Origin of the sequence: Flavobacterium gelidilacus DSM 15343 (assembly GCF_000422685.1) — a bacterium.
In the GTDB taxonomy this organism is placed as follows: Bacteria; Bacteroidota; Bacteroidia; order Flavobacteriales; family Flavobacteriaceae; genus Flavobacterium; species Flavobacterium gelidilacus.
The window spans coordinates 1-25,203 of sequence record NZ_AUGN01000020.1; the positions used below are offsets into that span (position 1 = coordinate 1).

Below are 25,203 nucleotides of genomic sequence, written 5' to 3' on the forward strand. Positions count from 1 at the left end.
TTTGAAGTTATGGCTAGACAGAAAGGCATAATTAAATTAAAAGGTACTATCGGAGATATTACTTTTTACAAAACGCAAGATGGGCACTTGGCTCGTGAAAAAGGTGGAATTGATGCTAGTAGAATCAAAAGTGATCCTGCGTTTCAGAGAACTCGTGAGAATGGTTCTGAATTTGGTAGAGCTGGAAAAGCTGGTAAGCTTTTAAGAACGGCCCTTAGACCGTTACTTTTAAATTCTGCCGATGGTAGAATGGTGAGTAGACTTACTCAAAGAATGGTTAAAGTAATCCAAGCGGATTTGGTGAGTGAGAGAGGTTTAAGAAACGTTATTGATGGAGAGGCTGAATTGTTATTTGGTTTTGAATTCAATATTCGTGGGAAGTTAGGAACTTCTTTGTTTGCTCCTTATGTGGCAAGTATTGACCGTGCGGCTGGAGAGGTTAAAGTGGATATTGCATCATTTGTTCCAGGGAACATGATTGCAGCTCCTAGTGGAACTACTCACTTTAAGATTATATCTGGAGGTGCTGAGGTAGATTTTGAAGCTGAAACTTTTGTGGTTGCGACTTCTGAAACTCCTATCATGCCATGGGACTCTACTCCTACTGCAGTGATTAGTCAGACTAATGTGGTAACGGCTAACTCAACTAAGCCTTTGTTTTTGGCTTTAGGTGTTGAATTTTACCAAGAGATTAATGGACAAATGTATTCATTGAAAAATGGTGCTTTTAATCCATTATCGATGGCTGCAGTTGACAGTGGAGTTTAATCTGAAGTTAGAAATTAGAAGTCAGAATTTAGAAGTATGATTTTGTTTTTAACAAGAACTTATTTCCCTGACGGAACTAACGGAACTATACAATGTGAGGGCAAGGTCATTTGTAATACAATTGAGTTGCCTTGGAAGAGAAATGAAAAGCGTGTTTCGTGTATTCCGGAAGGGAAATATTTTATTAGAAAGCGATATAGTCAGAAATTTAAATGGCATTTGGAGGTGGTTGATGTTGAAAATAGAAGTTTGATTTTGTTTCATCCCGCTAATAATGCTTTGAAAGAGTTGAATGGTTGTATTGCTCCTGTTACGGAACTTTCTGGACCAGGTTTAGGACTTATGTCGAGAAAAGCATTTGAGAAGCTTAAAACGTTTGTTTATGTTGCTTTAGACCGAGAAGAAAGTGTAGAATTGATTGTTGAATAAATCTTGTGATTTGGGAATCTGTTCTATAATGAAGAGATTCCCGTTTTCACGGGAATTAAAAAAGAGAAAATATGAATGTAGTTGATCGTGCCCAGGCACCCACACCGAAATTCTTTAAAGTATTACGCACAATAGGATTAGCCCTATTAGCAGTAAGTGGAAGTATAATTGCTGCTCCGGTTGCTTTGCCTACTGTACTTGTTACTGTTGCTGGTTATGCAGCTGTTGCTGGAGGAGTTCTATCTGCAGTGAGTCAGATTACTGTAGAAGATAAGACTTTGAATGACCAAAAAACAACACAAAAAAAAGAGGTAAATCCTGAAAAAGATGTTGGATAAAATGGATAATTCCTTATCTTTGAAAGTAGGAACAATTGGTGGATTTGCTTTGAGTGTCGCACCTAATATCACCTCAGCAGATATATTTAGAACCGTTGTTTTAGCCTTTGTTGGAGCAGTTGTAAGCTTTAGTGTAACGTTGTTGTTAAAACACTTTACAGGAAAGAAAAAATAAACTCAGTTTTGATTGGTAACCTTTTCTGAGCAATGAGAAAGCCTAGTCGTTAGACCAGGCTTTTTTTTGTTTTTGAACGTTCCCACGCTTTGCGCTGTTGCGAAGTTCGGAACTGATTATTTTCTGTTAAAGATAATATTTCTTGCGAAAGAAAATAGTCCGGCTTGCACAAAATTCGCAATAGCGCAAAACGTGTGTTGTGCGTTCGTTTTTTTAATAGTGATAGATTTTCCTGTTCATTCCTAATTCTGTATGGATAAAGTGCTTTAATCTAAAGAATTCTGGTCCGCCTTTATATTGCATAAAACTTTTTGTGTAATTTGGAATATTTGCTTCTATTAAGTCTAAATGTTCTTGTTTTTCGTCTTTTCTAAATGGATTTCGAAAACCAATTATAAATGATTTTTCAAATTGCCACGAATCTTTGCCTAATTTAGGTTTTTCTATCTCAGAATTATGTTTAAAAAACAAATTACTTAAAAAAACAATATCAACTAAATCAAATTCACTATGTTTAACGAGTGGATTTTCAGAGAAAAATCCTTTATCTTTTGAAGATAAATAATGAAATTGATTTTGAATATCATCTGAATCATTACACCCAATAATTAGTACATTGCAAAAAATATTATTATTATCTCTGGGCAATTTTGCTTGAGTTGACTTTAAATGTGACCCTAAATTATTGTCATATCTTTTTTCTGATTCAAGATTTGGTAAAAATGTTTTTAAGAGTGAATGTACTTCTGTATAATTATCTAAATGACCTATTGCTCTAAGTTTGAATACATCATTGTTTTCTAAATTATCATTTATATAAGAACTTGCTTTTACCTCGATATTGAATGTTAAATTATTTATTTTGAATTGACATTCAACATCAGAATTACTCCCTTCTATTAATTTTTTTTCGTATTTGAAATCTTCAGGAAAATTTTCAGCAAAATATCTAACAACAGTACATTCAAGAGATGATTGGATATATTGATTTAATTGACCAGTTGATATATTGTTCTGTTTTAAGAATAATTTATCTTTCAGTAAATCTAATTTTCTGTTAGAATCCAGAAATACTGTAAAGCTTTTTATCATTTCTTGAAATTCTAATCCATATTCGTTATTCCACATTCTATTTAAGATGTGATTTTCAGATTTTGGTTTAAAATTATCAATATTCATCCAGTCTTGTTTTTTAATCTTTTTGCGATTTATTTTTTGGAAGTCATATTTTCTACGATTTTGCGATAAAATGACGCACAACTTGTTAATATATATGATTCAGTAATACATATCACTAATAATTCTGGTGTATATGTATGGTTTTCATCAAACAATAATAAGCTAAAATAATAATATATTTTAGCTTATTAGAATTTAATATTACCTGTTACAATACCTGTAAAGAATTGTTCTCTTAATATCGCTTATTAGTGCTAGGTTTTCGTTGAAGCGTTTTTCACTTTGTTCTAGCAGCTTAATGGTTTGGATGTTTTTTTCATGCTCTTTGTGGTCCTTAATTTCTTGATTTGCTTTTGGGGAGAATTCTTTTCTTACATCACATAACCTTAAAAAAGGAATTACTGAACCAATTAGAAACTGGTGCCAGAACTTTGTTTTCCAGAGTGCGTAAGCTGTTAAATAAACGGTTTCGTAATCTTCTTTGTTTTGAAAAATGATTACAAAACTGTTTGTAAATGGTTCTTTTGAGGGTTTTCCGGCATTCATTCCTTTGTTTAGGATAAAGATGTGAGGATTTTGGTAAGTAGTCCCTTTTTTGTAGGTTTTAATAGAAAATTGTAACATGATTTTGGCTTTTAAAAATTAGACATAATTTCCCTTTACTACCTTTTTTCAACTGAAAAGCAGGTGTTGATGCTACCCCACATCCCACCACAATTTTTTTCAAAAGAAAAAGGAAAAAAAGAAAGCCGACTGTTCTTGTGGAAGGTTTCAAAAAAGCAAGTTTTTTGGAAAAAATACTACCCGGTTTTTATACTAGAGTTTTGTCGAAAACTAGACGAGATTGCCACGACGTGCCGTCTCGCAATGACAATTGTAGGGTGGAGATTTTTTCCAAAACCCAAAGGGCTTGAACTTGCTTTTTTGAATACCTGGAATATATTTTTGTTTTCTTTTTTTTCTTATTTTTTTTGAAATAAACGTAAATATGAATTGAAAACTGATGTCTTTCTGAAGTACTGAATTTTGATGTGGAAATGATAGTTCTTCAAAGGGTGTTTTATTAGTGTTCAGTGTTCAGTTTTTAGTGTTCAGTTAGTTGGATTGTGGTTAAACATTTGGTAAAAAACACTCTTTGTTCTTGGTTGCTTTTTGTGAATGCCTTAAATTCAGTTGGCAGTGTTCAGTTGTTAGTTAGCAGTTAAAATCATTTTGAAAAAGGGAAGCATTTACAAAAAACAATAATTGCTACCTAGTGCGACGGTGCAGTAGCGCGGGCAAGGGTGTTTTGCTAGTGTTCAGTTTACAGTTTTTAGCGTTCAGTTTGTTTGTTTGTGGTTATGGAAATAAGGAAACACGCTTGCTGGGGAATTTGATTATGTGAATGCTTTTTTGTGAGTGAGAAGTGAATGGTGAATAGAGAAAAAGAATTTTGATTTGAAAATGGGAAGCATTTACAAAAACAATAATAAACTTTTACCTAGTGCGACGGTGCAGAAGCGCGGGCAAGGGTGTTTTACTAGTGTTCAGTTGACAGTTTTTAGTGTTCAGTTAGTTTGATTGTGGTTATAGAGATAGGAAAGCACTCTTGCTGGGGATTTGATTTTTGTGAATGCTTTTTTGTTAGTGGTGAAGCATTAGAGGTTTGATAGCATTTACAAAAAGCAATGCAAATACTAACCTTATTAAACACAAAGAAGATAAAGACAGTGAACGTATTTTTGATTAGCAGCTAAAAGAAGACAGACTTCATATGAAAAAGAGACGTGTTTATGACAGTGGTGAAGTGGTGGTGTTTTTAATAACGGGGTGATGCGATGGGGTTATTAAAAATGTTGCCGCTGAACCACTGGCTCGCGCGTTGGACGAGGGGCTGTTTAACATAATGTCATCTTATAGTGCGTGACAAACCCGATTTCAATAAATAAAGCTGTTATGCACTATAAGACTGCATTATGTTAAACAGCTTGGGAGAAAAAAGTACTGGCATGAGTTGCGTAGCGTACGTGTTTTTGTTGCGGTAGGGTAAGCTCTTTGACTGGTGGCTTATTGGGTTTTTAAAATTTGATGAATCGTTATAGCTATCAGGCAAAGTGCTTGTTGTGCGGTGGGACAAAAACCATGACAGTACTTTTTTTTAGGAGCGGTGGAAAGGTACGGCAATTGAGATGTAAAACTTGAATTTATTATCAAATGAAAAAACACATTCTTATAAGAAAAAATAAAAACATTAAAATGAAGAAAACAAAAAACAAATGCAATAAATATTTGGCCTAGGAGCGATTTTTAGGTCTGTTAATTAGGTACTTTATAAATAGTAATTTATTTGATATTAAAATGCCGTTTTATATTATCAAGAATAGTATGTACTTCAATAGATTTTGATGTTTCTACTATTTCACTTATATTACTTGCTAACACTGGTTTAAAAGTTCTTTTAATTTTAATTTTTTTATCACCGTCAATTTTGAGAATATTATCTATAAATTTTAGTTCGATTAATTTATTATCACAATTATTTACTGCTTCTTGAATGTAAATTTGAAAATTATCTATATCAGAAATAATATTTCTTGTTAATAGATCTACATTAATAAATTGTTCATTAATTATAAAAAAATCTTCCTTTAAATTTACTTTTTCATTTGTTATTAAAATGGTGATTTTATCTGAAAAGTTAGAAATATTGTCTTCATCTAGTAAATTCATAATATCAGTCCAATTATTTTTGTGCCAATCATCAAATTGATATACTGGATTGTTTATCAATAATGAACCTTTAATAAAACTATATAAAACTTCATTTAAAAAGTTTAATTTTAAATTTATATCTGTGTTCTGTAATAATAATAAAACATCAAAAAGATGGTCATTATTATTGAGAGAATTTACGTAGACTTCTTTATCTAAATTTGATATTTCTAACTTTACCTTTTCAACTAATTCAATTGAATTCGATGTTTTTAAAATATGATAAAGCAAATATGTATCTTTTTCATAGTCTAAATCTTCATTTTTAATTAAATTATTAAGAAGGTTTGAATGTTCCACGAATCTACTAGTAACATGTGCAACATTAAAACCCTCGCTTTCATTTTCATTAAGTTGTTTTAGTATTTGAAATGAATTATCTATATAAAAAGTTCCAAAATCATTATTCTCAACAATTAGATTTATGATCTCGTAAACTAAATTAAAATTTGTGTTATTTGTTAGGCACCATATCAAATTAAGGTTTTTATTATTCTTTAAAATATCATAAGTGAATTGTGCATTTTCTTCACTAGTTATTGACCAAAAATTTATTATATGATTTAAGGATAAAATACTTAGTTGATTATTTTGAGGTACTTTTTGCTTAATATTTTTAAAATCAGAATTAAAATAATAAGCACTAAAAATTGCAATTCTTTTCCCAACATTACTATCCTGATTTAAAGATGCGTGTAAGTATGCATAGAAAAATGGATTGCCAAAAAAATTAGCATATTCGTACTCTTTGTAATTATAAAATACTTTTTCAAATAATTCTATAGTTTGAAAATTAACTGTATTTCCTTGTTGGTTTCCATGATTCCAGAAGAAATGATTTTCTAACTTATTTAATAAATAACTTATATTTAATCTGTTGTAATACAAAGAATTTTCTAAAGAAGTTATAGTATCTTGATGTACTAAAACACCCTGTTTAATTTCGTTGCTAACATTAATAAAATTTTCTTCAGTTGGGAAAAAATATTTAGATAATAAACCATACTTTGGATTTATACTTATCTTTTTCCATGTTTCGAACTTCAGTTCTAATTCTTTTTGAGGAAATGATATTTCTTCGTTCTGAATAAAATAATAAGCAGTATCTATAAAAATATCTTCATTTTCAATCTCATTGTTTTTATCAGAGTCTTGAAATATTTTAATGAACTTTAACCAAAGGCTATTTATTTCTCCTGTCTTTTTGTATCGTACTAGTAAATCAACTGCACTTGTATATTTTAAATTCATCAATTTGTTAAGTCTATCACTATAATTTTTATCTGAATTGATAGATCTAGTAAAATTAACAATAAAGTTATTTCTAAGATTTTCGTCTATTTCTTTAAAAGCGTTATTAACAACTATTGCGTATTTTAAATAATCATTTAAAGTTGTAATTTTATTGATTAAGTTATCGAAAACATGCCAAAAAATATTATTAAAATTATCAGATATATCTTTTAACAATTCGCTATCATCTGTTTCAAAAGCTTTAGCTATTTGTTGACCGATTAATGTTTGTTTACCTTCCTCTTTATTTACGCCATAAACTATTGCAGCTAATTCATTAATTAATTCATCATTAATTATATTAAATTCATTTGGTTGAATTTTTGATTTATCAATTAAATAATTAGTGATTTCATCATTTGATAAACCTTTTAAAAACCTTTTATATACAAAAAAAGCTATAGTCTTTGTACTTATTTCTTTTTCAAAATGGTTTCTAAAGAAAGCTATTTGGTTTAAGTAAATTTTAATTTCTCGTGGCTTAGGATTGTCTAACACATTTTCCCTAGTCAATTGTAAAACCTGTGTTATTGCTCTCTTATCCTTTACGGGCCAATTTGGCATACATTTAGCAATCATTTTATCTAAATAGTTTGTCCAATTTGATAAAATAGGTTTTGGAACATCTATTCTTATTTGAAAGCTTTTGTCAAAAAAAGAATTTGAATTACTTTTGTTTTTTTTAATTAGATTATCTTCATTAACATCATGGTTATTCCAAATACGTTTTAAACTTTCTTCATCGTACGGTATAATTGAGAATACATTTTTAAAGGAATTATAATCTTTAGTTGCTGGATTTCTATGTTGTATAAAAGTTTGTAAAGTTGACCAAATATTTAGAGATACACTTGCTTCAACCCTATCAAGATTATCAAGAATTAGAATTATTTTTTTTTTTGCCTCTTTGTCAAATATTTCAATTATTTCTTTAAAAAATTTTTCAAATTCTATAGAAGTTCTTTCATCATCCTCCGAAACCTCTTCTGTAATTGTTTCAGTTCCGCTGTTATGAATAAATGCCCAATTTTTTAAATCTTTTGGGTTTAATTTATTTTTCTTTAGATTAATATAATTACATAATAACACTAAAAATGGAGTTGATGCTAATGTTGAAGCAATTATAAAAGGCCAATTGGTTGAATACTTAAAACCAATAGTTAAGTGATCATAATTAATAGAGGATAAAACTGCAGCTCCAATTGTAAAAATCAAAGTAGCCATACTTAAATAAATACCCAACTCAGTTGTAGTTTTATTTACTTTAATCGTTTTAATCACTTCTTCTCTTGAAATTACTTTCCTTTTTTTCTCTAAAGCTTTTATAATATTTTCGTCAGTAGTATTCTCTTTTAATGAATTAATAAAACTTTCAAGGAAGATTCTTCTTAATGGATCTCCCTCATGGGCCCAAGCATCAAAATAAAAGAAAGTAAAGTTTTTTTTACTTTCCTTAGCATTCTTTAGTAGGTTTATAATTGTTGATTTACCTGAGCCCCAAGTACCCGCTAAGCCAATGTTTATACCTACAGCTTCTTTATTTAATAAATTGATTATTGAACACTTAATTTTTTCATGTGTTTGTACCTCAAATTCATCGAAACCTTCAACTTCTTCTTTTAAGATATTGTAATCGTAATTAGCGTTCATAATAACAAATTTGAATTTAAAGGTTAACTGTTTAAATGATTAATTTTCTATATTTTCTTCTACATCTTCATATACCTCATATTCTATATTTGGGGTCTCTTGAGGTATAATTAATTTATTCAATGCGGTAGCAATTCTATCTAATCTGTTATTATAAAATGTATCATAATCATTTTCCCAAATACCATCTTTATTGATGTCTATAAAATGAGTTTTCATTGTTTCTTCTAGTTCATCATTTTTTGAATTAAAAGTTTTCATGTAAGTTGCTGGACTTTTCGCTTTAATTACATTTTTATTCAAAAAACCATCAACAATTGTAATATTGACAATATGATTTACATAGTAATAATCTAACTCTTTTTTGTTTTTAGCTAACCAAGACTTTGGGAAGAAATGATGGTAATTTTTACTGGAGGCAATCTTCAGCCAGCTATTATCAATAATTACGTCCAGGTTGTTGTCAAAAGACTTTAGTTTTTGTTTTGCAAAAAGACATAAAATAGCCTTATTAAAAGATTTGCCAGTACTAAACCATCCATTCGTTTCGACAAACTCCTTATTTACGATTACTGCCCATTCATATTTAGGTAGTTCACCAGCAATAATCTTATCTATTTTTGCAATATCTTGGACTAATTTACCTTCGACCCCTGATGAGTATCTAAACCCTAATGACGCTCTCCAAAAGAAATCTTCCAATCTCTTTTTAACTTCACCCGTTGGATTGTGTTTGTGTTTATAGAAAAAATAACTAAAAGGCACTAATAAGGCATTATATGGCAATATCCTTCCCACTACAATACCATAACTTCTAAAAAAATCAATACTACTCTTTATGCAACTGACCGTTTCATCCCAAATATTTATGAAAGCCATTTTGTCTAATTTTAAGATTGTTTTTCTTGTACAATCTTTCTCTAATAAAATTGACACCACCTGTAGAATAGTAGCCGAAGGAATAGTATCGTAATGGCTTGCACTTAATTCTGCTGACAATTCTTCGTATTTTACAGATAAATCGAAAATTTGCTCTTCTTCAGAACTATTCGCTTTTGAATCAAAAATATGATAGGTTTTAGCTACCATAATCTCAAAAAGAGATAAAGATTTACCACCTACATTTAATCTTGTAAATACCTCAGTAGCAACATCTATTTGCGCATTTTTTAAATTTATTATCGAAAAGGTATAACCTGTAAGTACATTTTTATAATTATCTAGTTTATCGTGATACTCATCGGGAAAGGTTTTAAAAATTGCATAGCCCCCTTTCATTAAATCGGTTACTTTTATTATGCTTTCAGAATTTCTATTTTCAATATCCGTAGTTATAATATCATTATCATCAGAAGCTAATAAATCAATGTAAATTTCTGAATAGTCCGTTATTTTACCATTCTCTTCTCCAATTTTGACTCCTTTTAAAGCCGAATAAAGTGACGTTAATCGTTGTTGCCCGTCTAATACATAATTTACAAATTCACCTTGTTTAGGCTCTGGTAAAGCTATGTTTCCTAAATTACGAACTGACCTCAAGCGTTCATTCGTTCTCCAATAAATAAATGTACCAATTGGATATCCTTTAATGATACTATCTAATAACTTAGCTGAATCTTTTATGTTCCAAACAAACTTTCTTTGAAATTGTGGGATTTTAACCTGACCGGTTTCTATCTCACTCAAAAGGTCTGAGTATTTTACTGATGTGTTTTGTAATGATGTGCTCATTATTATTTTAAATTAAACGTATTAGATATTATTATTAAGATATTTTTCCCATGTAATTAATGGTAAATCACTGATTAATTCTTCCATGAATGTAACACCATTTGGAGTAAGCAAACCAACAAAAATAAACTCACCCATATCATAGAATTTATGAAGCTTTGCATTTACCATATGTGAATTGTTAAAAGTTACTTTAAAATATTCTTCGGAATTGTTTTTGATAAAGAAATGTTCTTCTTGCATTGGTGCATTTTTACCATTGTAATCTTTTGAAGTAATCATAGCTCCTTGAAAATCAAATCCATCAATACTATCATAAAAGACCATAAAATGTCCTTTTATTGGTTTTCCATTTTCTATTTTAACATGATGGTTTGTAATTCCTCTTAAAACATAGCCTCTTTTACAATCTTTTATATCAATCACTTTATCAATATTCATATCAATGCTTTTTAGTTACTTCTTAAAGTAAAAATATTTTTTTACCAATTTTATTCTTTTTTCCACCTTTTAATGACGTCATCAAAACTAGCATCTTTCCAATCTTTTTGCCATTCATCTTGAAATTTAATTGACTGAGATTTTGGTTGAGGATTTGGCATATCAAGTCTTACAACAGATGGCATTAATGTCGCATCGCCAACAATTAAACATTCACCAGAACTTAAATTTGGCAAAATATCTGCTATTGCATTTGAGTTTTCAGGCATTAATGATTTTATATAGTTTTGATCATTAACATTCGTTAATCTTAATGAGATAAAATTGTTGCATTGAGAAAAAATGGTCTCTGATACTTCAGAAGGTCTTTGACTAACAACCATCAAACTTAAGCCATACTTTCTACCTTCTTTTGCTATTCTTTCAATTGATTTTTTTGAAGCTTTATATTCTGCTCCACCTGTTTTCGGTATATAATTATGAGCTTCTTCACAAACTATCATAAAAGGAATATCGTTAAAATCATTTGTAGCATGTTTAATCTTAGAATAATGAAAAGCAAAATCAAAAACTAATCGAGAAACTAAACTTACCGTAATACTTAGCACCTCAAATGGAATACCACTCAAATCAATAATAGTAACATTAGATTTATCTAAATACCCCAAAAATTGTTTCAAAACATCCCCGAAATCTTCACTATTATGCGAAGAGCCGTCAGCTTTCTTTGATTGCAATAAAAAGTCTAATCTTTTATCTGATAATTTGGTTTCTAGTCTTGAAATAAATCGATTAAATTCTCCATGAAAAGCACCATTCGATGCTTTAGTTGCTGCTGCAGTAGATTGAACTACAAAGTCTAATTTATCGTCAAAATATAAAAGTTTTTCAGAATCTTTAATTAAGGTAGTATCACTTAATTTGGGGCAATTTTCTCCAACCAATTTACTTACAACTTCGTGGTTCAAATTCCATATATAAGTATAAACCTCCTCTATATTAAAATATACAGGTGTATCATAGTTTACTTTATCCTTTAATGTTGGATTATGTTTTTCTTTATTAAGTATTACTGCTCGCTTAAATTGAGAGACTTGATTGTGATGGTTATTTTCATTTCCTTCAATAAACAAGCTTTCTAATTCTTCTGAATTCATTAACCAATAAGGAAGCATTAAATTATCAGCATCTAAAATATTTAGAGTAAAATTCTCATCTGATTGTAGTTCAAAAGCTGATTTATATTCTGAATGAATATCAAAAATTATAATGTGTGAATTTTTTTGACTTTGAATATTCATATTTTTCCCATTACTAATACCGACAACATCTTGTAAAATTTTTGAAACAGTACATGATTTACCTGATCCAGTAGAACCTACCAAAGCAATGTGTTTACCAAAAAATTTATTAGCATCTATTTTAAATTCAACACCATTATTTTGTACAAGTTTACCAAATGGAAAATTATAATCTTTATTAGAACTATAAATCAAACCCATAGTAGTCTCTTCCATAACATATACCGGTTCTGTTGGGCTCGGAATTAAAGAAGTTCCTCTGAAAAATGTTTCTGATTCTATATAACCTATTGGTTGCGTCTGTAAAATAAATTTTAAATCTCCAGATTTTTCAACAACTGTTGACTTAATATTTTGGATAATTGCAACTACTTTATTTAGATTACCATCGGAAATCTCTACATACTTACCAATTTGAAGTTTTTTTTTGTTTGCTTCAAAAACAGTTGTATTTTCAATTTGAATTGATATAGTATTTGGTGAACTCTCTAGAACTTTTCCTATTTCCATTGGACTCATAATATGTTTGTTAATGATAGTAAGTATTTAATTTCTTTAATTTCAGGTGTCATTATTTTTTCAACGCTACTTGTTGTTGAAGCTTCAAAAGGATATTTGTCGTTTGAAATAACAATTATATCGTCAATTGATGCTAAATCATATATCTCTTCAAAATCACTTTCATGATTACATAATCTCACTTTAAATTCTACGCTACTATTTGAAATTTTCAAAGGTTCTCTTAAAAAACGTTTAACATCAAAACCTCCTGCTTCAATACCTCTAACTGAAATAATGTTTTTATTAGTTAATTTTTTCCAAATATTATAATCATATCTTCTTCACATAGTAAACTAAAAATTGGAGCTTGATTTAGCTTAATTTTGCTATTGTACTTATTAACAAAATCTATAATTAACTGAGGTACATAAGCTTCAAAATCATTAATATAATTACTATCCAACAATAGAACTCTTACCCTACCATTTGAATTTAAATTTTCCGAAAGTTGTTTTCTGCGCTGTTTTAATAATTTTTCATATGATTGAAGCTCTCTAGTCCATCTATTAATTGCAGTCTTCTTTTTTTCTTTAAGTTTATTTAAAAAAGAAGACCTTTTAACTATTCTTTCAGAAGGTGAGTGTTTAATGCTATATTCTGCAATAGAATGGATAGCATTTGGATAAAAAATTTCTTCTGCATCAGCTGTACTAAAACCTTCCTGAGAAAGTGCTACAATAACTGATTTTTCTGTATCAAACAAAGAAGCGCCAAAATGAATCTCAAATAAATCTATAAATTCATCTACTAAAACAAAACCAGCCAACTCTGTTACATAAGTTTTATATTTTGTTGCTTTACTACCTAAAATTTGTTCTATTTCTGTTTTTATAAGTTTTTTAGTTGAACCAACCATTTCGTTTGGAAAGTGTGCATGTAACCTATATTTTATACCTGCATTTGGATTTTTATTAAAATGTACAAGCATTTGCAATACTGGTTTATAAATATCGGAAAGTGTAAATTTGGTTTTACATTCATGATACTTACATTGAAACACTTCAGAACCTAATGGAGATGAAATATCAATATCTTCTATAATACCTTCAATAGTTATATCTGAATCATAACTATCTGCTAGAATTTTTTGAAACGTGATTATAAATTGATAAATAAAACCTTGAATTGCGTAATCTGCTGTTCTACTCATGATTAAAACGCATTAAATTTATCCCCTAAATAATGCTTCAAATTATACTTTTTGGTAGTATCTAAAGCTCTTTCTAAACAAATGAATTTCTGCTCTGTATTGGTTTTGAAATACTCTACCGTTTCTAAATCAATACTCACATCTAAACAGATTAGCGTTTCTTTTTCATCATCGTAAGCTAAGAAGATTTCGTTCTTTTTGAATTGTGATTGTAACTCTGTTTTATAGTTTAATGAGAAGTTATTTTTAAGCAATATCTCTGTCATCAGTTCCTCTTTGTTAAAGGCATTAACTAACTGACTTTCTTTATCTGCAATGTATTTTTTTAATAGCTCTAAATTCTCAGCATCTGATAATTCTGGATTTGGAGCAAACTCTACTCTTGGGAAATTAGATTTTTGTAATTTGAATACTTTGAAACCTAAACCTTTTAAAGCTTCTTCTTTCTTATCACTAGCAAACAAATCAGGTTGTTGCGTTTTTCTATCTTGTACTATTTTATTTATTACCCTTTTGTTACGTTCAATAGTAATATCACTTATTTTTTTATAACCCGCTTTATAAGCTTCACTTTTTTCACTCATAGCTTCAGGCATTTGTACCAAAATAAATTTCTTATTTGAATCTGATTCCTGGTTTAATTGAAAAACTGATTGCCCAGTTGTACCTGAACCAGCAAAGAAATCTAAAAAAATATCCGTTTCGGACGTCTTTACAGAATTCAGTAACATTTGAATTAACGAACTTGGTTTTGGATATGAGAAAAAACTTTTGCCATCAAATATTTTTTCTAGCTCTATACCGCCATCACTTTTAGAAGATAATATTGATCTTAGCAAAAAACTTTCTACTTCATCTAAATAAGTAACTGAACTTGGTTGAGTATTTTCATCTTTACTAAACCAAATTTTACCACACAAAAAACTACCATCATGTAACTCGACAATACTTTTATAACTACCGTCAACTAATCCTGCAGCTTCTTCAATCGAATCCAATTTCCATCTCCATCCTCTATCTGGAACTTTTACTACTTTATTTGTTTTAGGGTGTAAAACATCATAAGTAGGTCCAAAAGTATCTGCATTTGGCCAACTCATATTTATTTTACCCCATAATCTATAATCAAGACTTAATGAGTTATATAATGTAATCCCTCTATCATAATCTTTTTTCTTATATAATTTTTTAATTTGAATTTCAGCTTCAGATAATGGAGTTTTAGTTTTTTGTAATTTTAAACGTAATTTTTCAATATCATCTATACCATCCTTTCGCATTGTAAATTCATGTTTTAATGTAACATCTTTTACATATACTAGTATATACTCATGAATATTCCCTATTCCTTTATCATTTTTCGGAATCCTTTTGTTCCAAGTTATACATTCAATAAAGTTTTCTTCACCAAAAACTTCATCACATAATTTTCTTAAATGATGAATTTCATTGTTATCTAAAGAGATAAAAATTACACCATCATTTTTTAATAATTGTCGAGCAATTAACAAACGACTGTACATCATATTCAACCAATTACTATGAAATCTTCCGTCAGTTTCAGAATTTGTATCAATCTTAACTCCGTTTTCAATAACTTCTAAATCTTCCCAGTAGCTTTTTTTATCTTGAGAAAAAACGTCAGAATAAACAAAGTCTTTGTCTTTATTGTATGGCGGATCTATGTAGATACATTTTATTTTTTCACGGTAACTACCACTTAATAACTTTAGTACTTCTAGGTTTTCGCCTTCTATAATTAGGTTTTCACTAGTATCAGGATTAACACTACGCTCTTCATCATAAACTAATGTTGCATTACTTGGTGTGAAAGCATTGCGCTTTGCTTGGCTTTTGCCAAACCAACGGAATTCGTAACGCTCTGTTTCGTTTATGCTTTCCGGATGTACCGCTTTTTTTACTTCGTCTATATTCAAATTTCCTTCAGAGGTAAACCAATCGGGAAATTGTTGTTTTAAGATTTGTAAACGTTCGTTGTTCCAATCGTTGCTTAATGGCATATAATCGTTAATGGTTTCCATTATTTCTTTTTCTTTTTAGACTCTTTCAAGACTTTTTTATCGTCGCTATCTAACTTACGTTGTATTTTTTTAACATCTTCTGCAGGTGGTAAGTTCTCAGGAACAATTCCTCTTTGCGTTAGCATATTCCTAACTGCTTTATTGTTCGCAACATGTTCACTTTCAATTTTACTTTGCCCTTTTAAATCTTTGCTTTGTACATTAAGTCCTGTCATTTCGGCTGCCAAATCTTTTGCTTTTATGCTTATTGTTGGAAGAAAATCAGCAACTGGCCTGTTGTCTGGCATTCCCATTTTCTTTTTTAATTGTAATGTTGACAATCTAAATAAAGCTTGGTCTCCTTTTGAACGAATGATTCCAAAACCTTTACTGTCAACACCGCGTTCAAATAATATACCTGAGAGTTGTTTTTCTGTCTGTGTTAGTTTTTCTCTAGCCTTAACTCTTTCGAATTCTAATAATCTTTGTTCTATAACTTCAGCACGACGTGTTTGCACCGCAAAGTAATTTTGAGCAAAAGCGATTTCTTCTTTTCTACTATCACCATTTTGCGCCAATAAGTAACAGGCATAACGAGTTAGAGCAATATCATCAATAATATGTTGAGCTCCTTTACCAGCTTCTATCACCTTCTTGATATCAGGAAAGTGATTATTTACATCCTCACCAGCATTATTACATGCATCTTTTGCTTTCTTAATTACTTTTTCAAAATTTTCCCACTTACTGTAGCCCAGTAATTTTTGTAATTCCCTAGCACTCCAACACTCAACTCCTTCTAATTCTGATGCTACTGATTCAAACTGTTGAAACAATTGTAAAATTTCTTCTCTTTTCATATGTTGCTAATTTTTATTTTCTTTAACTTATCGAATTTGTTAAGATTAAAAATTTTATATTATTTAATATCTTTTACCTGATTTTGGAAAAATGGTTTAATACTATCTTGAAAAACTATTTTTTTTATCACTTTCCTGCTATCAGGAAACTGATACTTTGTTATTGAATCGTGCTTACTTCTTTGTCTGCTTGTGTTTTAAAAAAACTGTATTCTTTGATTGGTGCTTTATACTGTACTTCTAATCCTAATTTTTCGAAGTGTTTCATTGCGCAACGGATTTTATAAACTTCACTTTCTGTTAATGCTTTTTTGTCTTTTATGTCATTTGTCCCTTTTGTTTCTATGACAAAATAAAACTCATTTTCATTTCCTGTTTTTAAACTTTTCCTTTTCATTACCAAGCCAAAATCGGGTTCATAACTACCAATTGGTGTTTTGATTTTGTACCAACTTGGCAACTTTAAGAAACAAACTACTTCGGCATCTTTATCAGCATCTAAAGAAAAATTACGTTCGACATCGCTATCTACTAACATTTTATCGAAAACACCTTTATTTGGCGTTTCTACATATCCTTTCTGATCAATATTCTTTATAAAATCATTGAAATCAAAAGGATAACTTTCACCAGTAATTTTATAATCTAATCCTCGAATCATTTCGTCTAATTCTATGTTGCGAATTATGGTTGATGCTTCGTGGATAAAACGAGGTGGGTTTTTAACCATTTGATTGAGGTTGGTTAACCTATTAATAATTTTTAATAATGTGGTATAACTTACTCCTGTATTTTCACTCAATTCCTCTATCAAATCTGAAGGTGTGAAGTTTGATTTTTGGACTACCTTTTCTGACCCTTGAAATGTATCTTCTTTACCTTCTTCTGTTATGTTATTTATTAAGAAACTAGATGCTTCGATAACAAAATCAGGAATTGTTATTTCGTTTATACCTTCAACCGACTCACTAATTAAGCTCTCTTCATTGAATGCCATAGTATACTCGGTTTTTCTTGCTAATGCTGTCCAATATTTTTTAAACGCTTTTTCTATTTCACTTGAAGGGTTACGTTTGAATTTAACTTCATCAGCTGCAACACCTTTATGATTATGTGTCATTCCGGCACCTGCATTTGTATTACCATAAACTGATTTAATTTCTTCCTGGTATTGGGTTACAAATGTTTCGTAGGTTTCGTTTGGAATTACTGTTAGCTGATTAATGCGTTCGTTTTCATCAACATCTGGAGCATCATAAACTCTTTCTCCTTCCTGATTGACACAAATACGTAAACCACGACCTATCTCCTGACGTTTCTTAATTTCTGAATATGAATTATTAAGTGTTGCAATATTAAATACATTGGGATTATCCCAACCGACACCTAAAGCGGAATGAGAAAAAACAAACTGAACTGGATTAGATAATGTTAATAATTCTTCTTTACCTTTTAAAATTAATTCGTATATTTTACTTTGTTCTTTAACCCCACCTTCGTTGTCTGCAAATTCACCACTAGCCTTTTGAGCAAAATAGTACCCTTGTAGACTTTGGATATGTTCATTTGTTGGAGTGTTGCCGTTATTGTATTCTGGGTAAATCGCTTTGTATTTCTCTACAAATAGGTTTTTTATTATTGGTGTTTCTCCCATATAATTTGCCACTCTATCAATAAAAACAAGTGATAAACATTTTATTCCTTTGGGTGCTAATTTTTGTGATTTGGCAAAATGTCTGTGAATTAACCATTCAATTTGTAATGCCCAAACATTCTCTAAACTCCCTGATATTTGTTTCTCGAATAGTTCTGTACCGTTAGAAAATGTAACGGACCATTTACCTGTTTTTAAGCTTTTGTTTATTTGAGAAATTGTATAATTGAGGTAACTAGGGTTGTTTGTTTTCTCCCCTAAATTATCTCCATTATTAAGCCAACCAGTTGCTTTTAAAACTATCTTATTATTTGTTTTATTAAAATGCCACGCATTCAATTTTACTTTTGGATTTCCTTTACCAGTTTGGATATCAGTTAATTCTATTTTAAGTGAAGCTTCATCATTTTTTTCAGTAACGGTTAGTACCTCAATTTTTTTTACTAAACCCGCTTTGTAGCTATCATAAGGGGTTAACCTTTATAATAGATTTTTGAACACTTTATGGGTAGCTGAATATCTGATTTTAAATAATGGATTTAATCTTGCAATTTGTTTTACAGAGTTTTCAGTATCCATTCCTTCCTGTGGTTCATCCATGATAATAATTGGATTTGTTTTTCCAATTGCCTCAATGAATGGTATATTATTAAATAAATCTTCTCGTTGTGCTTGATTTAGAATTTTGTCTTCTGAATTGAATGAAGCCAAAGTCATAATCATTACTTGCGGGTGTTGATCTTCAATGAATTGAGTTACCTTTTGAAGTTTCTTACTATCATATTCAAAAGCATGTGGTTTAAAACCGTAGATATCTTCGAGTTGTTTATCAAAGGCTTTAAATGTCCCAATAATATTTTGCCTAATAGCTACTGATGGTACTAAAATTATAAATTTTGTGAATCCATGATGTTTGAATAATTCGTAAATCGTTTTAATATAAACAAGTGTCTTTCCTGTACCTGTCTCCATTTCAATACAAATATCATTATCACTTGATAGATTTGCTGTCTCTTCCGAAATACCATTTGCAAAGATTATATTCTTTATACTAGCCTGAATATCGTCAAAAGAAAGTCTGGATACATTAGAACGAATACCTTCAAAACATGCATTATCAAAGGTATTTTTTTCAGTACCTTCAAATACTCTTACAATAGATTGTATTGCTGTCTCTTGGTATTTTAAATTCTCAAGCTTTAAATTCATCTTTTGTTCTATGAGGATTATTGTTGGTTTTTATTTAGTTTCCCTTCTATAAATTATTCTGAGAATAATTATTTACAATAATACGAAAAAGGTATTGATATAAAAATGAGGTAAACCGTAAATAGGTGAAATTATTATTTTTACTAATGAACTAAGCTTCTAAAATAATTAAATCGTTATTAATCGTTTGAATAATTTTTTCTGGAATCTCTAACTCTGTAGCTATATCAATCCATTTTGATGTTAGATCTTGTATTTCTTTAATTATGCCTTTTGGATTTTTTATTGAGAATTCTTCCGCAATTGCTAATAAATCGTTTTGGTTAATATCTTGTCTTTTGTTGTTGATGGCTAATGCTCTTGAAGTTTTAGTAAAGTTCAGTAAAGGATTCAGCGCATAGGTAAGGTCATAAGCAGGTGCAAGATTCCAACTATTACTTTCTTTGTTGTAGCTAAAACTGTGGTTTTTTAAGTGGTCGTCTACGTTTCTAAAAATGATATTAAATACCATACGTTTAAAGAGTTGCTGCAGGTCTTTATGCGGTACTTCTAATCCGATAGCCAATTTGAAAAGGTTTTCATAAGTAGAATCATCTGGAAGTTTGTAATCCCAGCCCGTGAGACCTGATGCCGTTAAAACATGTTGTTTCTCTCCGTTTTGCCTGTCATACCTCAACGTTGCAAAATGTTTGTTGTTGATTAACTTTGAAGACATCATTTCAATACCTGCTTCTTGGGCCAAAAGGTAATAGGCATATTCCACCTTTTCTTTGTTGTAATTACTTTCCTCACTCATGTGCAGTTTTACTAAATAGTGGTTGTATTCCTCACTATAAATTCTGTCTCCTGCCATTATCACACCTGATTCTTTGTGTTCGGAAATTAATATTTTTGGTCTTGCACCACCAGCTGAGGTACCAATTTTAAAAATGTTTAATAATGATAAATCACTAAGGTTCTCCCCCGAAGTATCGTCTTTTAATTTTAGAACCTTCTCCAGGACATTTACTATTTCTTCAATATCTATTTTTGATGCTTTTGGTAGCTCTTTTACTGGACGATATTCCAATGCACCCATACCTCTATCTGCTACGTAAGTTAATTGTTCTAAAGGAGATATTTTTAGATCCTTATGTTTTGCCGTAAACCATTCTTGGAAGATTATGTTTCCAAAGACATCTGGTAATGAATCAGCAACCATAGGAGGAAGCCCACGAAAAGTTTCCCCTTCAAACTCTTTAAATACTTGCACTGGTTTGATGCGACGGATTATGTAAGGAAATATTTTTGTATATGTTTGCGATTCCAAAAAATCAGGATTGTATTGGAAGTAGCATTTTTTTAGGTCCATATCGTACCCTAATTTCCCGATTTCTGTTCCAAAAAGGATAACGTCTATTAATTTATCAGCCATGATTAATAAAGTGAAATATTATCGTTTGTGTTTTCAGCCGTTTCTACCGCTTTGAAAATATCCTCCAACATGCTGAAATGATTTGCCACTTTTAGGATATTATCTAAAGTAGCGTTTTTACCATTTTCAATGTTTTGAATTGTTGTTCTAGATATATCTAGTGCTTGAGCTAATTCATCTCTAGACATTTCATAGTCCTTTCTTTTTTTTTGGCATACTTGCCCTATTTTGACTTTTACGTCTTTTATTGTTACTTTGTTTATCATGATAATAACCTTTATAATGGTCAAATATAGTAAAAAATACACTGTTTAACTATTAAAATAGTTATTTTTTTTAATTTAAATTGTAGAGCCGTTAACTTATTAATTGCTACGAATGCATATAACACCAGTTATTGCTGTTCAAGATTTGGATAATAAATTATTTCTTCCCATTTAATCGAATCAATTAAGGCTCTCCAAATATCTTTCAAATAACCTACCATATAAAAATATAGTTTTGGAGTTGCTTCAAAAGGATCGAACCATTTTACCATTTCACCATCTTCAAATTTGAATATAGCATGACCAAATTTATATTCAAAAGTTTTTCCATAATAAATAAAATTTGAATGCATTGTATTTCTCAATGCACCAAAGAAAAGTAAAAACCTTTTATCTTCATCTATATTTCTTGAATAACTGACAGTCTTTTTAAACAATGCATCTGTCTTTCTAACTATGGGGACGTGAGTAAGATGCTTAGTAATAAGTTTTGTTTTAATAACTTTTAGTTCATCATCATTTAATTTCCCTTTAGGCAACAATTTAATATAGTCTGAATATTTATGATTTAGCAATCTCTCCAATTCATATGCATTAGAAACACCTTCACAGAAAGTATTTACACAAATTTCGAAAGTTGACCATGCGTCTAAAATGAAATTTCTATTAAGAGAATTAAAATGTGAAGTTGAAGACACACTATTTTTAGTTAATGCCTTAATAGCTTTAATATGAATATTTTCATTAAGGCTTCCAAATTCAAGTTTCTCTTGATTGGTCAAAAATGATATCTCATACAGTAACCATGGTCTATAATAACAATAAGCCACATCATTAATTAACCCATAAAAATCTTTTCGAATATCATCCTCCATAAAGGTCAAGCAATCCATTTCGAATTTTAATTTATCGACCCACTCTATAATAAAATCTGAATTTTTCATTATTTCCAAGATGTTGATTTATAACTGCTTCAAACATGTTCCTTTATTTTGAATTTAAAGCAAATTTAAAAAAGAATCAAAGTATAAAACTTCTTGTATAATTTTTGAAGACTATTAATAACACATTAATATTTAGCACTTTAAACATATTATAGTTATTTAACATACTTTTTAATGTTTTTCAAATTCAAATTTATAATCTTTATCCATATATTCTTTGAAATCTTCTCTAAAATATTTTTGATATATGGCATCTTCTGGATCAAGTTTCTTCCAGAAAAACTGATTTTTAATAACATCACCATATTTGAAAAAAGTAATACTAAACCTCCCTGTTTTTATATCGTAACTATTTACTTCTACAATATAACAACGTTTCAATTGTAAATGATTATCAACAAAATTTGGGTTAATTGCTAAATTTACACCTTGCCTATCCGACTGAACACTAGGATATAACAGTATATCGGTATTATAGTTATGTCTTGCATAGATTTGTCTGTGTGCTAAAGCTGCGGAAAATGAATAATTAGAATCATTTAGAAATTGAGTGTCTAGAAACTTCATAACCTCAACCATTCCCTCCTTCTTCGACTTACTGAGTTTGTTTTTGAATGGCTCACCTATTTTATTAATTTGTGCTTTTGCAAGGATATTGAAATTATTTCCTGGATGTAAATCAGCTTGAAGAAAATTCTCAAAGATTAAATTTTCTTCAGGGTTATTTATTTTCCATGATGAAATACAAAATCTTTTACCTATCACATTTGTATTTCTAATTACCTCTATTAAGGCTGTAATTGCATTATTTGAGCCATAAAAAACAGGGTGTTTTGGAAAATTACATCTTCCAAATTTTGTTATTGAAGGTGGTGGATAAGAATGTTCAGTAAATAAATTAATATTATTAAATGAATTAACTTCACGAGCCCTAAATATTCCTAAAGCAAATTCTTTGTGCTTTAATGGCATTAAATAATTAAAAATAATACCAAGTTCAGAAGTGATAATCTTATCAAACTCTTCAATAAAATTCTCTAGTTCCTTACCTTCATCATAATCTGGCCATTTTAACTGTTCAAATTTTTTTATCGCTTTGCGAACATTTGATAGGTTTGGAAATTCAGAATGTTCCATATTTAAGACTTTTTATTAAATTTTATTGCAAACCAATTTATACACCCAATTTAGTCGTTATTATATTTTCTTTACCTGTTTAAGCATATTAAACTTGCCGTTATTTAGCTTATATTACATTTAGATATTTAAAATTTAATTAGTTTATAAACCAATCATGACCAAAAATAATACTTTATTATTATACTATTTTACGGTTTCTCTCATTTTGACTTTTTTGGATAAAAAAAGCCTCTCGAATGAGAAGCTTTTTACTAACAAAAATAAAATTAAGGGATTATTTGTTGTTCAATATTTTTTCTAAGTATTCTACTTTTTCTTTTTCAGCTTGCACTAAACGTTCGTATAATTCTACTACTTTGTCTAGTGGGTTAAATGTGCATAATGTATTTCCAACATTACTATGACTATTATCGTAAAAGTTATTATTGAAATAATTAATTACAGCGTCTTCAGAAAAATTCTTAATTGCATCCACTGTTACCTCTAGTTCCTTAGCAATAAGTGCTAATTTTTCTTCGTCCACTGATTCACTTCCTTCAATATTTGAGATGGTTTGTTGACTTACTCCAATTGCCATTGCTAAAGCTTCTTGCTTTATGCCTCTTAGTTCTCGGATGCGGCTTATGTTGCGGCCTAAGTGTTTAGGTTTTGTAGTTGTATTCATGAGTCAAATATAGTATATTTTTTAATATGTTGGTTATTGTTTTAGGGAAAAAGTGAATAGGGAATAGTGAATAGTGAATAGTGAAATTAATTTTTTGGAACACAGATCTTAGAAATTAGAGAAATTTTTATATTTTGTTTTTGGTTGTCTGTTGTCTGTTTTTGAAACACATAGAATCATAGATTTTTAGTTTGTGGTGAAATCGCTTTGCTTTAGATAGTAATTCATAGGGGTTTCTACTTTTTTAAAACTTTTACCACTTGTTTGTTGTTATTACTGTCTTCTACATGAAGCATATAACAACCTGAAACTAATAGACTGCAGTCTATTGTATTTTGTGATGAAGATAAATTACCTTGTTTTATGGTTCTTCCTTGAAGATTATATAAACTGTAATTAGAATTTTCTTTAATATCAATAGTTAAAATATCGTTTACTGGATTTGGATAAAAGCTTAAACCTTGCTCTTTTTCAAACTCATTTGATGATAAGGAACAACTGGTTGTTGCGTATTTTGCAATAAAGAAATCACTTTGTGAACCTTCGTTAATTAAGGTTGTACCATTTACTGTTAATAGATGTCCAAAACCACCACCAATAATATAATCACCTGATGAATCTACAGCTAAGGATGAACCCGAATCACCATAACCATTATCACCAGGAATTTTAACTAAACTTAAACAGTCTCCAGTAGTTGTATTAAAACGTCCAAACAAAACTTCTGTACCTTGATTGGTATTAGAAGCAAAAATACTTTGTGAACCCCAAGTATAAGCAGACCCAAAACACATACCGGTATATCCTATTTCTGAACCATTGACTGCTAAACCACAACTGTTATAGGTACCATTTAGATCTTGAGGATAGGTTGACCATAATAAAGTAGTTCCAGAAGGGTTTAACTTTATTATAAAGGGTTTGTCTCCAGTTTGAGGTACAGTGAACCCCATAAAAAGAACACTACTATTACCAAATACGCTGCCTGAAAAATAAATATTATTAAGAATGTCTGTTGTTAAATCATAGGATTCAAAAAGACTACCAGATGTTCCTGCAGCATCTTCTTGATGCCAAAGTTTTTGACCATTGACACCATAACTGGCAATAAAAAAAGAACCTGCAACAGTTGTAGTGCCCAATGTAGCAGTAGCACTACCAGAGTTAGATTTATTACTCGTTAAATAATATTGACCTGTTTGTGGGTTACGATAAAATCGAAGATTTTGAATAAAGGAATTACTAATTACAAAATCCATAAGAG

At 29.8% G+C, this 25,203-nt stretch carries 22 protein-coding genes; 4 read left to right on the forward strand and 18 right to left on the reverse strand.

Going from position 1 to position 25,203, the window contains the following annotated elements; translation table 11 throughout:
* Positions 1–9 precede the first annotated feature (9 nt).
* The 4 genes from G507_RS0108750 to G507_RS17765 all read left to right on the forward strand — a co-directional run bounded on the left by G507_RS0108750 (position 10) and on the right by G507_RS17765 (position 1,710).
* Positions 10–768 (forward strand): hypothetical protein, encoded by a 759-nt coding sequence (locus tag G507_RS0108750; RefSeq protein WP_026717143.1) that lies wholly within the window; start codon positions 10–12, stop codon positions 766–768.
* A gap of 36 nt (positions 769–804) precedes the next feature.
* Complete coding sequence (locus G507_RS0108755) at positions 805–1,197, forward strand: DUF5675 family protein (protein WP_026717144.1); 393 nt, start codon at positions 805–807, stop codon at positions 1,195–1,197.
* 71 nt (positions 1,198–1,268) lie between these two features.
* Positions 1,269–1,535, forward strand: a complete 267-nt coding sequence (locus G507_RS0108760; protein ID WP_026717145.1) for a hypothetical protein — start codon at positions 1,269–1,271, stop codon at positions 1,533–1,535.
* 1 nt (position 1,536) lies between these two features.
* On the forward strand, positions 1,537–1,710 hold the full coding sequence (locus tag G507_RS17765; protein ID WP_169627286.1) for a hypothetical protein: 174 nt from the start codon (positions 1,537–1,539) through the stop codon (positions 1,708–1,710).
* 213 nt (positions 1,711–1,923) lie between these two features.
* Here G507_RS17765 and G507_RS0108770 read toward each other — a convergent pair whose 3' ends face one another.
* From G507_RS0108770 to G507_RS0108860, 18 genes are all read right to left on the reverse strand, one after another.
* The gene (locus G507_RS0108770; protein ID WP_026717146.1) at positions 1,924–2,889 is read right to left on the reverse strand and encodes a hypothetical protein; all 966 of its coding nucleotides are present in this window, start codon (positions 2,887–2,889) and stop codon (positions 1,924–1,926) included.
* A gap of 201 nt (positions 2,890–3,090) precedes the next feature.
* Complete coding sequence (locus G507_RS0108775) at positions 3,091–3,513, reverse strand: DUF6943 family protein (protein WP_026717147.1); 423 nt, start codon at positions 3,511–3,513, stop codon at positions 3,091–3,093.
* A gap of 1,698 nt (positions 3,514–5,211) precedes the next feature.
* The gene (locus G507_RS17545) at positions 5,212–8,583 is read right to left on the reverse strand and encodes a P-loop NTPase fold protein (protein WP_084518958.1); all 3,372 of its coding nucleotides are present in this window, start codon (positions 8,581–8,583) and stop codon (positions 5,212–5,214) included.
* A 39-nt stretch (positions 8,584–8,622) separates the two neighbouring features.
* On the reverse strand, positions 8,623–10,314 hold the full coding sequence (locus G507_RS0108790; RefSeq protein ID WP_026717149.1) for a GmrSD restriction endonuclease domain-containing protein: 1,692 nt from the start codon (positions 10,312–10,314) through the stop codon (positions 8,623–8,625).
* A gap of 21 nt (positions 10,315–10,335) precedes the next feature.
* Entirely contained in the window at positions 10,336–10,755 is a 420-nt protein-coding gene (locus G507_RS0108795; RefSeq protein ID WP_026717150.1) for a hypothetical protein, read from the reverse strand.
* A gap of 50 nt (positions 10,756–10,805) precedes the next feature.
* Positions 10,806–12,575, reverse strand: coding sequence for an ATP-binding protein (locus G507_RS0108800; protein WP_026717151.1), 1,770 nt, complete (start codon positions 12,573–12,575; stop codon positions 10,806–10,808).
* Positions 12,572–12,757, reverse strand: a complete 186-nt coding sequence (locus G507_RS0108805) for a hypothetical protein (RefSeq protein WP_157496542.1) — start codon at positions 12,755–12,757, stop codon at positions 12,572–12,574. The genes G507_RS0108800 and G507_RS0108805 overlap by 4 nt, the downstream gene beginning before the upstream one ends.
* 107 nt (positions 12,758–12,864) lie before the next feature.
* Entirely contained in the window at positions 12,865–13,767 is a 903-nt protein-coding gene (locus G507_RS0108810) for a hypothetical protein (protein ID WP_026717153.1), read from the reverse strand.
* A gap of 2 nt (positions 13,768–13,769) precedes the next feature.
* Entirely contained in the window at positions 13,770–15,809 is a 2,040-nt protein-coding gene (locus tag G507_RS16680) for a site-specific DNA-methyltransferase (protein ID WP_051191557.1), read from the reverse strand.
* On the reverse strand, positions 15,809–16,648 hold the full coding sequence (gene dinD, locus G507_RS0108820) for a DNA damage-inducible protein D (protein ID WP_026717154.1): 840 nt from the start codon (positions 16,646–16,648) through the stop codon (positions 15,809–15,811). Before dinD ends, G507_RS16680 begins: the two co-directional genes overlap by 1 nt.
* Before the next feature lie 160 nt (positions 16,649–16,808).
* Positions 16,809–18,641 (reverse strand): restriction endonuclease, encoded by a 1,833-nt coding sequence (locus G507_RS0108825; protein WP_026717155.1) that lies wholly within the window; start codon positions 18,639–18,641, stop codon positions 16,809–16,811.
* 141 nt (positions 18,642–18,782) lie between these two features.
* Positions 18,783–19,511 carry a DEAD/DEAH box helicase family protein gene (locus tag G507_RS0108830; protein ID WP_026717156.1) on the reverse strand — a complete coding sequence of 243 codons (729 nt, stop codon included), beginning with the start codon at positions 19,509–19,511 and terminating at the stop codon, positions 18,783–18,785.
* A 151-nt stretch (positions 19,512–19,662) separates the two neighbouring features.
* The gene (locus tag G507_RS0108835; RefSeq protein WP_035665937.1) at positions 19,663–20,925 is read right to left on the reverse strand and encodes a type II toxin-antitoxin system HipA family toxin; all 1,263 of its coding nucleotides are present in this window, start codon (positions 20,923–20,925) and stop codon (positions 19,663–19,665) included.
* 2 nt (positions 20,926–20,927) lie between these two features.
* Positions 20,928–21,191, reverse strand: coding sequence for a helix-turn-helix transcriptional regulator (locus G507_RS0108840; protein WP_026717158.1), 264 nt, complete (start codon positions 21,189–21,191; stop codon positions 20,928–20,930).
* 128 nt (positions 21,192–21,319) lie between these two features.
* Positions 21,320–22,135, reverse strand: coding sequence for a hypothetical protein (locus G507_RS0108845; protein ID WP_026717159.1), 816 nt, complete (start codon positions 22,133–22,135; stop codon positions 21,320–21,322).
* Between the two features lie 171 nt (positions 22,136–22,306).
* On the reverse strand, positions 22,307–23,272 hold the full coding sequence (locus tag G507_RS0108850; protein ID WP_026717160.1) for an RES family NAD+ phosphorylase: 966 nt from the start codon (positions 23,270–23,272) through the stop codon (positions 22,307–22,309).
* Positions 23,273–23,549: 277 nt separating this feature from the next.
* The gene (locus G507_RS0108855; protein ID WP_026717161.1) at positions 23,550–23,939 is read right to left on the reverse strand and encodes a helix-turn-helix domain-containing protein; all 390 of its coding nucleotides are present in this window, start codon (positions 23,937–23,939) and stop codon (positions 23,550–23,552) included.
* Between the two features lie 236 nt (positions 23,940–24,175).
* Positions 24,176–25,203: T9SS type A sorting domain-containing protein (locus G507_RS0108860; protein ID WP_157496544.1), on the reverse strand; the 1,028-nt coding region annotated here is incomplete at its 5' end.

Bases quoted from the DNA above. Each gene is read 5' to 3' on its own strand.
- G507_RS0108750 (WP_026717143.1), top strand. From the start codon at position 10: ATGGCTAGACAGAAAGGCATAATTAAATTAAAAGGTACTATCGGAGAT.
- G507_RS0108755 (WP_026717144.1), top strand. From the start codon at position 805: ATGATTTTGTTTTTAACAAGAACTTATTTCCCTGACGGAACTAACGGA.
- G507_RS0108760 (WP_026717145.1), top strand. From the start codon at position 1,269: ATGAATGTAGTTGATCGTGCCCAGGCACCCACACCGAAATTCTTTAAA.
- G507_RS17765 (WP_169627286.1), top strand. From the start codon at position 1,537: ATGGATAATTCCTTATCTTTGAAAGTAGGAACAATTGGTGGATTTGCT.
- G507_RS0108770 (WP_026717146.1), bottom strand. From the start codon at position 2,889: ATGAATATTGATAATTTTAAACCAAAATCTGAAAATCACATCTTAAAT.
- G507_RS0108775 (WP_026717147.1), bottom strand. From the start codon at position 3,513: ATGTTACAATTTTCTATTAAAACCTACAAAAAAGGGACTACTTACCAA.
- G507_RS17545 (WP_084518958.1), bottom strand. From the start codon at position 8,583: ATGAACGCTAATTACGATTACAATATCTTAAAAGAAGAAGTTGAAGGT.
- G507_RS0108790 (WP_026717149.1), bottom strand. From the start codon at position 10,314: ATGAGCACATCATTACAAAACACATCAGTAAAATACTCAGACCTTTTG.
- G507_RS0108795 (WP_026717150.1), bottom strand. From the start codon at position 10,755: ATGAATATTGATAAAGTGATTGATATAAAAGATTGTAAAAGAGGCTAT.
- G507_RS0108800 (WP_026717151.1), bottom strand. From the start codon at position 12,575: ATGAGTCCAATGGAAATAGGAAAAGTTCTAGAGAGTTCACCAAATACT.
- G507_RS0108810 (WP_026717153.1), bottom strand. From the start codon at position 13,767: ATGAGTAGAACAGCAGATTACGCAATTCAAGGTTTTATTTATCAATTT.
- G507_RS16680 (WP_051191557.1), bottom strand. From the start codon at position 15,809: ATGGAAACCATTAACGATTATATGCCATTAAGCAACGATTGGAACAAC.
- dinD (WP_026717154.1), bottom strand. From the start codon at position 16,648: ATGAAAAGAGAAGAAATTTTACAATTGTTTCAACAGTTTGAATCAGTA.
- G507_RS0108830 (WP_026717156.1), bottom strand. From the start codon at position 19,511: ATGAATTTAAAGCTTGAGAATTTAAAATACCAAGAGACAGCAATACAA.
- G507_RS0108835 (WP_035665937.1), bottom strand. From the start codon at position 20,925: ATGGCTGATAAATTAATAGACGTTATCCTTTTTGGAACAGAAATCGGG.
- G507_RS0108840 (WP_026717158.1), bottom strand. From the start codon at position 21,191: ATGATAAACAAAGTAACAATAAAAGACGTAAAAGTCAAAATAGGGCAA.
- G507_RS0108845 (WP_026717159.1), bottom strand. From the start codon at position 22,135: ATGAAAAATTCAGATTTTATTATAGAGTGGGTCGATAAATTAAAATTC.
- G507_RS0108850 (WP_026717160.1), bottom strand. From the start codon at position 23,272: ATGGAACATTCTGAATTTCCAAACCTATCAAATGTTCGCAAAGCGATA.
- G507_RS0108855 (WP_026717161.1), bottom strand. From the start codon at position 23,939: ATGAATACAACTACAAAACCTAAACACTTAGGCCGCAACATAAGCCGC.